This window comes from Paenibacillus sp. BK720 (assembly GCF_011761545.1).
Taxonomy (GTDB): domain Bacteria; phylum Bacillota; class Bacilli; order Paenibacillales; family Paenibacillaceae; genus Pristimantibacillus.
The window spans coordinates 753,584-766,044 of record NZ_JAASRQ010000002.1; the positions used below are offsets into that span (position 1 = coordinate 753,584).

Sequence of the window (12,461 nt, forward strand, 5' to 3'; positions counted from 1 at the left end):
CGCCAGGCGGCAGAGCTTGCACCGAAGCGAAAAAGCATCGAAATAATAGCCTAAGAACTTACGATAAAAGAGACATCGGTCGATGTCTCTTTTTCTTTTTGCATTAGGATGAAACAAACAAAATATTTTGTTATATAGGATATACATTATTTTATTTTAATATAATAAATAGACTTTTTGCCGGCTATTCTTTGTTCAGAATGCCATAAACCTTTTCCATATCCAGATGAGCGCGGACATGCGCGGCCAGCCGGTCAAAAGCTTCGAGCTGTCTGCTGCGAAACCGCAAGATCTCTTCGATTGGAGCCAGATTTTTACGCGCGCGCACCATGTTCAAGTATTGTCTGCGGAAATCGTCGTTATGAAAAATTCCGTGTACGTATGTTCCGAAGACCAGGCCGTCTTCCGAGACGGCTCCTTCCGGTTGACCGTTTATGGTCAGAAGGGGATGAACCTGAGCGAGAGGCGTGGTCTGTCCCATATGAATCTCGTACCCCTCGATGGCGAAACCTTGCATGGCCGGCCAATCGGGATGCCCCTTGGCAACAGCGCCGCTGACTCGTTCCGTCCTTTTGTCCGGATAGAAGGCTGTGGCAAGCGGAAGGTAGCCAAGGCCATTTGCTTCGATTTGCGCGGATTCGACTTGATAAGGATCATGCAGCTTACGTCCGAGCATTTGGTAGCCTCCGCAAATGCCGGCAAGCCAGCGTCCTTCCGCAACATGCTTGGCGATAGCGTCTGCCAGGCCGGTTTTCCTCAAGAACAGAAGGTCTTCCAGCGTATTCTTCGAGCCCGGAATAAGGATGATGTCGGGATGCCCCAACTCGTCCACGCTCCCCGCATAACGAAGCAAGACATCCGGCTCTGCCTCCAGCGGATCGCAATCGGTGAAGTTGGAAATACGGGGCAGCCGGATAACCGCGATGTCGATTTCCTTGTTTTTATCCGCATCTTGATCCGCCCGCTTCTCCAGCACAACCGAGTCCTCCGCTTCAATATCCAGCCTTGGCAGATAGGGGATAACCCCAAGCACGGGTATGCCGGTACGTTCTTCCAGCCAATCCAAACCGGATTGCAGCAGGCTGATGTCGCCGCGAAATTTATTAATGATAAATCCTTTTACCCGGCTTCGTTCGTCCTCTTCCAGCAGTTCCATTGTTCCCACGATAGAGGCGAAGACGCCGCCCCGGTCGATATCCGCGACCAGCACGACGGGGGCATCGGCCCATTGGGCCATGCGCATATTTACGATATCCCGGTCCTTCAGATTAATCTCGGCCGGGCTTCCCGCGCCTTCCAGCACGATAATATCATGCTCCGCGCGAAGGCGGTCCAATGCCTCCCGTACAATGCCTTCGGCTAGAGGAATATACTCCTCGCGGTATCGCCAGGCGCTCATTTCCTCCAGCGGTCTGCCGTGTACGACGATTTGTGCCTTCATCTCTCCGGTAGGCTTGATCAGAATCGGATTCATATCGGTCGTTGCCGCAATCCCGCAAGCCTCCGCCTGCACGCCTTGCGCTCGGCCGATCTCCTTGCCGTCAAGCGTTACATAGGAATTAAGAGCCATGTTTTGCGATTTGAAAGGCGCTGTTTTCCGTCCGTCCTGTAAGAAAATACGGCATAACGCCGTCGTCAGCACGCTTTTTCCTACGTCCGATGCGGTGCCCTGCACCATAATGGTGGATGCCTTATTCAAGCTTGTGCCCCCTTCGATTGCAACTTCGTAAGTCGATAATAGTCTTGTCTCTCAATATAAACCATGTCATAGGTTAGGGGAAGAATGAGAAAATATGATATATTGAATATAAATAATATAGGTGTTATAATCTTCAACGAAATAAGCGCTTACATATTTAGGTGCAATTGGAATGATTGTGGGCCGCTTATTCGCTGTTGTATGGCGTTGCATGGCAGGTAAAAGCGAAGGCAGGTGATAGGAAGAGGAAATCGGCGATAGGTAAGGCTTTTGCCTAAAAGTTAAACCCAATACCGTAAGAGGAAAAGGAGACTAAAGATGAAATGGAATAGGAAATTTGGCGCAGTCTTGCTTGCAACCGTTATCATGGCTGCATCTTCTCCATTCGTGGGGCTTCCCAAAGCGGAGGCGGCCGGATTAAGCTGGCCCTCAGAGCAAATCCTGCCGTCTTTCTCGGCGCCGGCTCCCACGCTCGACGTTATGAATTTGGTTACGGAATATCGATATGAGGCGGAAGGAAAACAGATCGGACATGGTACCGGGCGTTTGGAGAGCAATGGTTGGCTGGCGCAAACATCAATCGATGCTCCAAATAAGCATATGGTTTACGGGCCGTATGCTAAAGATATTCCGGCAGGTGAAAATCAGGCTTATTTTGATATGATTATCGATAATAATACGGCTAACGATGATCTCATTGTTACGGTTGATGTCAGAGACAACACGACCGGGCAGGTATTGGCAAGCCGTGACATTACCCGGAAGCAATGGACGAAGGTAGGAACATACGAGCGATTTACGCTCAACTACAATAACCCGGCCATCGGCCATGAGTTAGAATTCAGGGTGTACTGGTATGGCCGGGCTTACACCAAAGTAGATGCTGTGGGCTCCATCCAGCAAGGGAAATCGGATGAAACGGTCTTATTTACGACACTCAAGGGGCTTGTCAATAAAACGCAGCCAAGGATCTATACGTATGATGACAACGTCAGAAACGAAGACGGAAAAGATAAATGGCTGAATGACCTGGGAATGGGACATGAAGATGTGGCGGACAACTGGTCGCTGCTTACCAAATATGCCAGCGAGATTAACGGAATCGTCGTTTATGACGATGCCTTGCCGGATACGGTAAACCTGGCTACAACAATCGCCGCGCAGTCCGGAGCCATTGTTGCGCCGCCAAGCCTGGTTGGCAAACTGACCTCCGCACCGTACAATCTGCCGATCCTTGACGATTTGCGCGGGGATTTCAGCACGAAGCTTGAAGTGTATCAATATTTGCATGATCATTATTGGTCCTCGCTGTCCCATAATCTCATTATTGGATTAAGTCCGGGCATTAAAGGCGCTCTCCGCGATTATGCGACGGCAACCGGCGCGGCTGTCATCTGGCTGAATCCTTCTGTCCCGGCGGAGAAGACCCTTCTGCAAAGCTTCTTCGCCGATATGCCTGCAGGCAGCGGAGTTTACATGGGCTGGTGGCCGGATGAGGCAATCGGCGTACAAGCCGCTTCCGAATATGGCATTTCAACGATTGCCAGCGACTGGTCCTCCAACCTCACGGTATTCGGAGGCACTTCCAGAAATGTAAACGTGAAGCCGGTGCCGAATAAACCGCCGCTTCAGAACAAAATTTATGTCTCGCTTATTTTGAGCGACGGCGATAATCTGCAGTACATGGAACACCGCTTTAAGAAAATTTGGGATTCACCCAACCGCGGAACGGTACCGCTCGGCTGGACGGTATCGCCGGCCATGCTCGATGCGATGCCTGGCGTGTTGAATTATTTGTACGATTCCGCTACGCCAAATGACGCGCTTATTGCAGGACCGTCCGGGTTTGGCTATACGTATCCGAACGCATGGGCGAATCAAACCTATTTGAATAAATTCGTCGCACTATCCAACGATTATATGAATCGTGCGGGATTAAAGGTCGCCACCATCTGGAATACCATCACAGGCGGCATTAATCCGAACGTGGGAGAAAGCTTTGCCCAATATGCGCCGTCCTTATTGGGTTTAACGGGCCAAAACGCCGGCAGTCCGATTACCATCTACGGCAACTCGCTGCCTACGCAGGGACTAAGCGCAACGTATTGTTACTCCGAGGCAACGATTATTTCCGAGATTAATCACGCGATCGCCGGCTGGGATGGAACAGCTCCTCGTTTTGTGAGCATTCAATCTAATCCGTGGGATGTTTCGTACCAGATGATTGTCAACGCGGTAAATAACTTTAGCAGCAACAGCGATATTGTTTTTGTCAGACCGGATACTTATTTCCAATTAATGCGCGAAAATAACCAGCTTCCTATCGATCCGTCCGCAGTCGTAAAGCAATATGAGGCGGAAACGGCATTCTCGCATGAAACAGGCGCGGCGAGCGGTAGCGATTGGTCGGCAAGCGTAAGCGCGGACAAAGCAGGCTACATGCTGTCCGGCAATGCTGACAACACCATTCCTGCAGGCAGCAATACGGCGACCTTCAAGATGAAGATCGATTCCAACGCAGGTGCTAACGATAATGTCGTTACGCTTGAAGTTCGCGATAACGCAACCGGGCATACCCTTGCTTCGGTTGACGTGTACCGTAATCAGTTCAAAACGAACCATACGTATCAGGACTTCAACTTGTCCTTTGACAATCCGCCGGGAAGCAGCCTGGAATTGAAGGCTTATTACCAGGATAAAGCAACAATTGGCATCGATAAGGTAACGGTAACAAAAAGCAATGGCAAGTATGAAGCGGAAGGTGCCGTTATCGGGCATGAGCAGGGACGTGCGAGCGGAGATGGCTGGCAGGCTACGCCGTCGCTTGATGGAACGGGATATATGCTGAACGGTCCTAACGATACAAACGTTCCGGTGGGGAAGCATACGATTACTTATCGCATGAAAATCGATAACAATACATCAGACAAAGACGTAGTAGCCGTTATAGATGTTTGGGATGCGGCATCAAAATCCGTTGTGAAACAAGCGAAGATCTCTCGTCAGCAGTTCGCGTCGGCGAACCAGTACCAGGATTTCAAGCTATCCTTCAACCAGACTCTAAACCGGAATCTCGAGTTTCGAGTATGGTATGCGGATAAGGCGACGGTAACGGTGGATAACCTTACAGTTAACTAGATTGCGAAAGCGGGGGGCGTATGTTAAACATGCGTCCCTATTTTTTATTTCATAAAATAAACTGCGGCGATAGCTTGGAAGAAGCCCCTTTATGGGGCTGTTTTTGGTTCGAATAGGGAAACTCCGGCTTGATCATCTTGGAAATACATACATTTTCCGTAGTATTGCATCTTATTGCCAGCGCCTTATCCTTCCTATAATTAGAGATATGCCAATGAAAGGAGGACCGTTAAGGGACAACTTGTAATCGCTTCCAGGGGAAAGGCCAATCCGAGTTATCATTTGAGGAGGAATAGAATGCGCAACAAGCATGTCGCATGGCTGCTGATTGCCACGATGCTGATCACCAGCCTGCTCGTATCCATTGGAAAGCCCGTCTCCGCTGCGGGAGGAACGAATTTAACCCTTGGCAAGTCCATTACCGCAAGCGGACAATCGCAAACGTATTCGCCCGACAATGTTAAAGACAGTAATCAGGCCACTTATTGGGAAAGCGCGAATAACGCGTTCCCGCAATGGATTCAGGTTGACCTGGGCGCCATTACGAGCATCGACCAGATTGTGCTGAAGCTGCCTGCAGGCTGGGGCGCGCGGACGCAAACCCTGGCAGTCCAAGGAAGCGCGGACGGCTCGACTTTTACAAACATCGTTGCTTCAACCGGTTATGTATTCGATCCATCCGTTCAGAACAACACGGTTACGATTAACTTTGCGGCGGCTAGCACCCGTTATGTCCGTTTGAGCGTTACGGCTAACACCGGATGGCCTGCGGCACAGTTATCCGAGTTCGAGATTTATGGGGCGAGCTCTCCTGCAACGCCAGGTACATATCAAGCGGAAACCGCTGTTTTATCGGGCGGAGCAAAGGTGAATACCGATCATGCGGGCTTCTCCGGTACAGGTTTTGTAGACGGATATTGGACGCAAGGGGCATCAACGGCCTTTACAGCCAACGTAACCTCCGCCGGAAGCTATGATGTCGCTTTGAAATACGCCAATGCCAACGGCGCTTCGAGAACGGTGAGCGTTTATGTCAATGGCACAAAAATCCGTCAAACATCGCTGCCTAATCTGGCGAATTGGGACACTTGGGGGACCAAGACGGAGACCCTTACGCTTAACGCGGGCAACAACACGATTGGCTACAAGTACGATGCGGGCGACTCCGCCAACATTAACATCGACGAGATCAAAGTAACGGCTTCCAGCACGCCAACGCCAACGCCAACGCCAACACCAACACCAACGCCAACGCCAACGCCAACACCAACACCAACACCAACACCAACGCCAACGCCAACGCCAACACCAACGCCAACGCCAACACCAACGCCAACGCCAACGCCAACGCCAACACCGCCGGCAACCGATAATATCGCAATTGGCAAAACGATAACGGCGTCGTCTAGCACGCAAACGTACGCGGCTTCGAATGCCAACGATAACAATACAAGCACGTATTGGGAAGGCGGCAGCAACCCAAGCACGCTGACGCTTGATCTCGGCAAAAACTATGATGTCGCTTCCATCGTGTTAAAGCTGAATCCGGCAAGCGAGTGGAGCACGCGCACCCAAACGATTCAAGTGCTTGGCCACAATCAGGCGACCACAACTTTCGGCAATCTTGTTTCATCGCAGTCTTATACCTTTAATCCGGCATCCGGCAATACCGTGACGATTCCGGTTACGGCAACCGTGAAACGGCTTCAATTAAACATAACGTCCAATTCGGGCGCTCCTGCAGGCCAAATTGCGGAGTTCCAGGTATTCGGCACGCCTGCGGCCAATCCGGATTTGACGATTACCGGCTTGTCCTGGTCGCCGGCTTCCCCGGACGAGTCCAGCGCGATTACGCTAAACGCTACGGTTAAGAACGCTGGCAGTGCCGGCTCCGCCGCATCTACCGTCAACTTCTACCTGAACAACGAGCTTGCCGGTTCCGCCACGGTTGCAGCATTAGCTGCGGGTGCTTCAGCTCCGGTATCCGTAAATGTCGGAAGCAAGACAGCGGCGAACTATTCGGCTAGCGCAAAAGTAGACGAGAACAATGCCATCATCGAGCTTAACGACAATAATAACAGCTACACCAACGTTGCGGCATTAGTGGTTGCGCCAATTGCAAGCGCCGATTTTGTGGGAACAACATCATGGACGCCAAGCAATCCGGTAGCCGGCAATTCGATTGCCTTTACGGTTAATTTGAAAAACCAGGGTAGCGTGGCTTCGGCAGGCGGCTCCCATGCCATTACCGTTGCTTTGAAAAATTCGGCCGGTTCCACGATTCAAACGTTCAACGGCACTTATAACGGTGCTTTGGCTTCGGGTGCTTCGGCTAACGTAAGCATTCCGGGCAACTGGACGGCTGTTAACGGTAATTACACCGTAACGACAACCATCGCGGCGGATGCCAATGAAGCGGTATCCAAGTCAGGAAATAACGTCAGCAGCGCCAATCTGGTCGTGTACTCAATCCGCGGAGCAAGCGTACCCTATACCCGCTATGATACGGATGACGCATCACGCGGCGGCGGAGCAACGCTGTTATCCGCGCCAACCTTTGACCAAGCCTTAATAGCTTCGGAAGCTTCCGGCCAGAAATATATCTCGCTGCCATCGAGCGGTTCTTATCTGCAATGGACCGTCCGGCAGGGTGAAGGCGGAGCGGGCGTAACCATGCGCTTTACTATGCCGGATTCGGCCGATGGCATGGGTCTGAACGGTTCACTGGACGTTTATGTCAACAATGTGAAGGTGAAGACCGTTGCCTTAACCTCCTATTATAACTGGCAATATTTCTCGGGCGATATGCCGGCAGACGCGCCTGGCGGAGGACGTCCGCTGTTCCGGTTTGACGAAGTGCACTGGAAGCTGGATACGCCGGTTCAGCCTGGCGACACCATTCGTATTCAGAAAGGAAACGACAGTATTGAATACGGCGTAGACTTTATTGAAATCGAACAGGTTCCGACCGCCATTGCCCAGCCGTCCAATTCGGTATCCGTTACCGATTACGGCGCGATTGCCAATGACGGCCAAGATGACCTGACTGCCTTTAAAGCTGCCGTTACGGCAGCCGTTGCCGCCAATAAGACCCTGTATATCCCTGCTGGCACATTCCATTTGGGCAGTATGTGGGAGATTGGTTCGGTCAGCAATATGATCAATAACCTGACGATTACGGGAGCGGGCTACTGGTATACGAATATCCAGTTCACGAACCCCAATGCGGCTGGCGGAGGGATTTCCCTGCGGATTACCGGCAAGCTGGACTTCAGCAACGTCTACCTGAATTCGAAGCTTCGATCCCGTTACGGGCAAAATGCGATATACAAAGGCTTCATGGATAACTTCGGTACCAACTCCAAAATCCATGACGTATGGGTGGAGCATTTCGAATGCGGCTTCTGGGTGGGGGATTATGCCCACACGCCTGCGATTTACGCGAACGGGCTGACAATCGAGAACAGCCGTATCCGCAATAACCTGGCTGACGGCGTTAACTTCTCGCAGGGCACCAGCAATTCCATCGTTCGCAACAGCAATCTCCGCAATAACGGAGACGATGCCTTGGCGGTCTGGACGAGTAACACAAACGGCGCTCCCGCAGGCGTAAACAATACGTTCTCCTATAACACCATTGAGAACAACTGGCGCGCAGCGGGGATTGCCTTCTTTGGCGGCAGCGGACACAAAGCCGATCACAACGTGATTATCGATACCGTTGGCGGGTCCGGCGTCCGTCTGAATACGGTCTTCCCGGGCTACCACTTCCAGAACAATACGGGGATTACGGTCTCGGACACGACGATCATTAATAGCGGCACAAGTCAGGACTTGTACAACGGGGAGCGGGGAGCGATCGACCTGGAGGCTTCCAACGATTCGATCAAAAATGTAACCTTTACCAACATGGATATCATTAATGCGCAGCGTGATGCGATCCAGTTCGGTTACGGAGGAGGCTTCGAGAATATCGTCTTTAACAATGTTACCATTGACGGTACCGGCAAAGACGGGGTGACGACGTCGAGATTCTCTGGCCCTCATCTGGGCGCGGCCATCTACACTTATACGGGGAACGGTTCGGCAACGTTTAATAATCTGATCACGAGAAATATCGCCTACCCGAACGTGAACTATGTGCAAAGCGGATTTGCGTTAACCTTTAACTAATGAACAGGACCACTCCGGTTAGCTTGGAGTGGTCCTTTTTTCAACCGCCATTTACACAAACAAAACGTGGCGTTCATACAATCCCTCATGTCCTTTTATATACTTGAGAAGACGACTTTCAAGGACCAGGGTGATAGATACGATGATTAAAAAACGAGATTTGCATGAATGCCACTCTTTGTATCATTTATTGGTTGATCCCGCTGTTTTCCCGTACATCCGTTACAAGCCCCAGTCGTATGAAGAGTATTTATTCGCAACTAAACAGTTGATCGTCGAAGAAGAACAAGGGACATGCCTTTCAAGAACGATTCTGAATGAGACGGGACAACCCATTGGCAGTATCGACCTTTACGATATCGTTAATCATACAGGCTTCCTGGCTACGTGGATCGGCATTCCTTATTTCGGCAAAGGCTATAACCGGCTGGCTAAAGAGGCTTTTTTCTCGGAGCTATTTCTGGAGCACGAGATTGAAACGGTATTCTTAAAAATCCGCAAGCAAAACATCCGGTCAAAAAAAGCGGTCGAGAAGCTGTCCTACGTCACCCTTGCCAACGATCTTAATCCGTATACGCATGCACGTATTAATTACGCCGAGCAAATCTATGATTTGTATCAGGTAGAGCGCTCTGCCTTTTTGGTTAACAGCCATGCGATCAAGCAGGAGATTGCCACGTAATCAAAGTCGTTATTGATCTGCCGGTGCCGTCTCGAAAGAGGCTGCCCGCTTTAGAAACGGCTTGCATCAGTAAATGATAGAAATGATTTTCATGAAAAATAGCGTGCAGAGAGCTATCTGCAACGCTATTTTTCGTTTTTATTCTGTTTTTGATTCTGGAGTAGAAGAACATTATAATGCGTAGGTTGCTAGTTAACCCGAACATCCCTAGGCAACCGGATAGCAGGATAGGTCAGTTATAAGGCAGGATAATGAATTGTTTTCGCAGGCTCAACTCCTTAGAATCGTAAGAAAACGAGGAAAAAGGAGATCCAATCGACATGGGCACACAACCGGCATTAACGGTACGCACGAAAGAACGGGGCGCGGAATTAGGCGATTTGTTCGGCATATTTTTCGAGGATTTGAATCACGCGGCGGATGGGGGACTTTACGCGGAGCTTGTTCGGAACCGATCGTTTGAATTTGATCCCATCGACCATCCCGATTACCATGCTTTTACGGCTTGGGAGAAGGTAGAGAGAGGCGGCGGCCAGGCGGAAATTTCCATTGGCGAAAGTCATCCTCTAAACGGGCGAAATCCTCATTACGCCGTTATTGAAATTGTCGCGGAGGGCAGCGGGGTCGGGCTTATGAACCAGGGGTTCAACAGCGGTATTTCCGTCAAGCAAGGCGACCGTTATTTGTTCTCCGTATTTGCGCGGCGCGATGCCAGCTTCCATGAACCTCTAACCGTAACGATCGAAGGGAAAGACGGTACCGTTTACGGCGAAGCCGTCGTTGAGGTGAAGTCGGCGGAATGGACCAAATACGAGGCGGTAATAACGTCCAATACAGCGGATACGGACAGCCGTCTTGTCCTGCTGGGAAAAGGGAAAGGAAAGCTGTACCTCGATATGGTATCCCTCTTCCCGGAGAAGACGTATCTCAACCGGCCAGGCGGATTGCGAGAGGATATTGCGAAGCTGCTCGCCGACCTGAAGCCGAAGTTTATGCGTTTCCCGGGCGGCTGCCTCGTGCATGACGGTTCCAAGAATCCGGATGACCGGAACTCGATGTACCGGTGGAAAAACACGATAGGCCCCGTTGAGCAAAGACCGGCCAGAAGGAACAATTGGCGTTACAATCAGACGCTGGGCCTCGGTTATTATGAATATTTTCAATTATGCGAAGACATTGGCGCCAAGCCCATCCCGATTCTGCCGGGCGGATACGATCCGCATCACAACCGAATCGTTCCGATTGAAGAGCTGTCGCCATGGATTCAGGATGCGCTTGACTTGATCGAATTCGCTAACGGCGATGCTTCGACTACGTGGGGAGCGATTCGCGCGGAGCTGGGTCATCCGGAGCCGTTTGGCCTAGAGTATATCGGCATCGGCAATGAAGAGGTTGGAGAGCCGTTCTTTGAACGTTACCCGTACTTCCATCGCGCGATTAAAGAGAAGTATCCGGCCATGAAAGTGATTAATTCCTCGGGGCCTTTTGCCGCGGGAACGGAATATGAACGCGGCTGGCAATCGGCCAGAGAGCATCGATCGGATCTGGTGGACGAGCATTATTACAGTTCGCCGGAATGGTTCCTGGCCAACTACCACCGGTACGACAATTTTAAAGAGGATGACCCGAAAGTTTTCCTGGGCGAATACGCCTCATGGGGGAATACGTATTATAACGCCCTTGCAGAAGCGGCCTATATGACGGGGCTCGAGAAAAACGCGCATGCCGTGGGGCTTGCCTGTTACGCACCGCTCTTATGCAACGCCGATTACGTGAACTGGAAGCCGGATATGATCTGGTTCAACAATCACGAGGCGTACGGCACGCCTAACTATTATGTGCAGAAGCTGTTTATGCATCATCAAGGGCATCAGCTGTTAGCCATAGAAGCGAGTGGTCTTGACGCCGCCCCGTCCAACGCTAAGAAGCCGATCAACGGAGCGTTGACCCTTGAGACGGACCGCTGCTCATTCCGTTATTGGGATATCGCGCTGGTTAACGACGACAACGGGGAAGTAAAAGAGCTGAACGGAGGCTTGCCTTGCACGCTCTCCGATACGGAAGAAGACCGGCGTAACGGGACGATGGTCCGGGCAATTGATCTAGGGGAGACCGATTGGGAGAACTATACGATCACCCTGAAAGCTCAAAGAATCAGCGGGCCTAAAGGCTTTAATCTCGCGTTCGGTCAAACGGACGGGAAGAATAAGCGGATCTGGGAGTTTGGCGGCTGGCAGAATCAGGATTCCATTATAGCCTCCCATATCGATGGAAGAGGCTCCGTCCTCACCCAAAGTCTTTTTAACGTAGAAGATCATAAAGAATACGACTTGAAGCTCGAAGTGTCGGGTCGCCGGATACGCACCTGGATTAACGGCAAACTCTGCAATGTGACGGAAGATACGCTGCCGGTCATCGAGCCATTGTATTATTCCGCAAGCTATGACCGGACAACCGGCGATACCATCGTAAAGGTTGTGAATGTGCAGGACAGCCCGGTTAACGTTGACGTCGTGCTGGAGGGTTGGCGGAAGCCGCTTCTGAACATTGATGTCCACGAGATGTCCGGCCATTCGTTGGATGACGAGAATTTCTTCGATGCGCCTGATCGGGTATCTCCGAAGCGGAACCAAATCCGTGTCCAAGGCAACCGGTTTGCGTACGATTTTCCCAAGCATTCGATTACGGTATTCAGAGTGAAATAAAGCAAGATTCAAAAAAATCGCCTTAAAAAGCGGTTTTTTTGTTGTTTCTGTTATTTGGAGGATC

Annotated in this window: 5 protein-coding genes; 4 read left to right on the forward strand and 1 reads right to left on the reverse strand. The window is 51.0% G+C overall.

Features of this window, described 5'->3' with window-relative positions; translation table 11 throughout:
* Positions 1–184: 184 nt before the first annotated feature.
* Positions 185–1,699 carry a cobyric acid synthase gene (locus FHT67_RS10245; protein WP_243867050.1) on the reverse strand — a complete coding sequence of 505 codons (1,515 nt, stop codon included), beginning with the start codon at positions 1,697–1,699 and terminating at the stop codon, positions 185–187.
* Positions 1,700–2,017: 318 nt separating this feature from the next.
* Here FHT67_RS10245 and FHT67_RS10250 point away from each other — a divergent pair, with 318 nt between their 5' ends.
* The 4 genes from FHT67_RS10250 (at position 2,018) to FHT67_RS10265 (ending at position 12,397) form a co-directional block, all read left to right on the forward strand.
* Entirely contained in the window at positions 2,018–4,837 is a 2,820-nt protein-coding gene (locus FHT67_RS10250; RefSeq protein ID WP_167197838.1) for a GxGYxYP domain-containing protein, read from the forward strand.
* A gap of 297 nt (positions 4,838–5,134) precedes the next feature.
* The gene (locus FHT67_RS10255; RefSeq protein WP_167197840.1) at positions 5,135–9,010 is read left to right on the forward strand and encodes a discoidin domain-containing protein; all 3,876 of its coding nucleotides are present in this window, start codon (positions 5,135–5,137) and stop codon (positions 9,008–9,010) included.
* A 142-nt stretch (positions 9,011–9,152) separates the two neighbouring features.
* Positions 9,153–9,692, forward strand: a complete 540-nt coding sequence (locus tag FHT67_RS10260) for a GNAT family N-acetyltransferase (protein ID WP_167197842.1) — start codon at positions 9,153–9,155, stop codon at positions 9,690–9,692.
* A gap of 320 nt (positions 9,693–10,012) precedes the next feature.
* Positions 10,013–12,397, forward strand: a complete 2,385-nt coding sequence (locus FHT67_RS10265; protein WP_167197844.1) for an alpha-L-arabinofuranosidase C-terminal domain-containing protein — start codon at positions 10,013–10,015, stop codon at positions 12,395–12,397.
* Positions 12,398–12,461 lie beyond the last annotated feature (64 nt).

What these genes read in the sequence shown, in the direction of transcription:
- FHT67_RS10250 (WP_167197838.1), top strand. Translation starts at nt 2,018, where the DNA reads ATGAAATGGAATAGGAAATTTGGCGCAGTCTTGCTTGCAACCGTTATC.
- FHT67_RS10255 (WP_167197840.1), top strand. Translation starts at nt 5,135, where the DNA reads ATGCGCAACAAGCATGTCGCATGGCTGCTGATTGCCACGATGCTGATC.
- FHT67_RS10260 (WP_167197842.1), top strand. Translation starts at nt 9,153, where the DNA reads ATGATTAAAAAACGAGATTTGCATGAATGCCACTCTTTGTATCATTTA.
- FHT67_RS10265 (WP_167197844.1), top strand. Translation starts at nt 10,013, where the DNA reads ATGGGCACACAACCGGCATTAACGGTACGCACGAAAGAACGGGGCGCG.